The organism is Streptomyces sp. NPDC093097, from assembly GCF_044754325.1.
In the GTDB taxonomy this organism is placed as follows: Bacteria; Actinomycetota; Actinomycetes; order Streptomycetales; family Streptomycetaceae; genus Streptomyces.
Genome location: NZ_JBIVOW010000062.1, coordinates 1 through 1,949 on the forward strand (window position 1 = coordinate 1; position 1,949 = coordinate 1,949).

Consider the following 1,949-nt stretch of genomic DNA (forward strand, 5'->3'; position numbering starts at 1 on the left):
GGTGAGTCGGCGGCGGGAATCTCACCCGCCGCCGCTCGCAGAACCGTGCGGGAGCCTCTCGGCTCACACGGCTCCCATCGCCCAGCCGTCAGGCTTGAGACCAAATCGCCAATGGGCGAACAGGTTTGGATACCGTCGGGCAGCTTGTGCCAGCAGTTCCTTCGCCCGCCTCTCCCGGCGGTGAAGTCGTTTGTACTTCCGGCAAGCCCAACGCACCAGGTGTTCGTTGATGCGTCGGAGAAGGGGATACAACATGGACTTGTAGAAGCGCCCGTAATAGTTGACCCAACCCTGCACAATGCTGTTGAACATCCGCGCAAGGTCACCGAGGGACTTGTCACTGCGTCTGGAGATGTGCCAGGAACGGATTTCCTTGCCCATCGCCTTGATTGCCGCCTTGCTGACCGCGGGCAGGAAGTTCACGAAGTGCTTCCCGTACCGGTTCTTGGCCAGCCTCGGACGGAACGTGTAGCCGAGGAACGTGAACGACGTGTGCTCGTAAGAGCCGCGCCGGTCCGCGTCCTTGCAGTACACCACGCGGGTCTTGTCCGGATGCAACTCCAGACCGACTTGCGCCAATCGCACAGCGAGCGCGTCCCGCACACGGCGGGCCTGGTACTCACTGCGGCAGTGAATCACCGCATCGTCGCAGTACCGCTCGAACGTGACCTGCGGGAATTCCCGCACCAGCCACATATCGAACGCATAGTGGAGATACAGATTCGCCAACACAGGCGAAATCGCTGACCCTTGAGGAGTCCCGCGACCCCGTTGCTGCACCTCTCCGTCCGGCCTCGCCAGCGGTGCAACCAGCCACCGCTTCACGTAAAGCAGGACCCACTTCCCGTCGACATCGACGTGCCGTTCGACGGCCTTGAGCATCAGCTCATGGTCCACGCTGTCGAAGAACGCTCGGATGTCGAGATCGACCACCCAGTCGTTCCTCCAGCAGCGCCGCCGGCAGGTCTCCACCGCATCCAGCGCCGACCGCCTGGGCCGGTAGCCGTAGGAGTCCGGATGGAACACAGGCTCCACCCGACGCTCCAGATACATCGCGGCCACCGTCTGAGCGATCCTGTCGGCCACGGTAGGCACCCCAAGAACACGGACACCTTTCCCGCCCGCCTTGGGGATCTCCACGGCCTTCACTGCCGGAGGGAAGTACGAGCCAGACGAGAGCCGATTCCACAGCTTGTACAGATTCCCCTTGAGGTTCTGCTCGAACTGCTCAATCGACACACCGTCCACCCCAGGTGCACCCTGATTGGCTTTGACCCTCAGATACGCCTCCCACACCATCGACTTGGGAATGTAAAACGACTTGGTCATGGCCTGCGGCCTTGATCCGTTCACCTGGCTCCTCCCGGCAATCTCCGGTTGACCACCAAACAAGATCAGGACGACCCGCCCCCTTCGCTCGACCCCCATTACAGGGGCTTCCTCGCTACTACAAGGCGGTCCGTCCCCCTGCCACGCATCGGTACTCTCCCCCTTACAGTTTCAGCTGCTTGAGGTTCTCCCTTAACACCAACCAGCCCTCAACAAAGGCCAATTGGCAGCATCGCGGCGAGGGGTTCCCACGTTCCGCACCAGTGCCTGATACCGAGCTCGCGCCACCTCTATGCCGGGCCGCCGCCTGGCCAGGAGCACAGGAACCCGCCAGACTCGTCCCGGGGCAACAACAGGACCCCAGTTTCGGCGACCACTCATACGCTTACGACATTTCCTCAGTGGTTCACTTGCGTTCGTCTTCTCGGCTCGCACCTGACGCATCTTGTGCGCCTTTTCCGCAGTGCTCATCACCCCGGCTCATTCACCGAAGCAACCTGCGGGGGTTTGAGACCTCCCCCTGCGTGGGCGGTCCCGGAGGGCCTACCTCCATCACCAGTGCAGCATCACGTCGGAAGACTTCGTCTACATCGAAACCTCCCGTTGTGTTCGTGGCGCAC

The 1,949-nt window shown here is 62.0% G+C and carries 1 protein-coding gene; it reads right to left on the reverse strand.

The window, feature by feature from the left end; genetic code table 11:
* Nucleotides 1-63: 63 nt before the first annotated feature.
* Nucleotides 64-1,329 carry a group II intron reverse transcriptase/maturase gene (ltrA, locus tag ACIQE0_RS38730; protein ID WP_402341102.1) on the reverse strand — a complete coding sequence of 422 codons (1,266 nt, stop codon included), beginning with the start codon at nucleotides 1,327-1,329 and terminating at the stop codon, nucleotides 64-66.
* Nucleotides 1,330-1,949 lie beyond the last annotated feature (620 nt).

What these genes read in the sequence shown, in the direction of transcription:
- ltrA (WP_402341102.1), bottom strand. Translation starts at nt 1,329, where the DNA reads ATGACCAAGTCGTTTTACATTCCCAAGTCGATGGTGTGGGAGGCGTAT.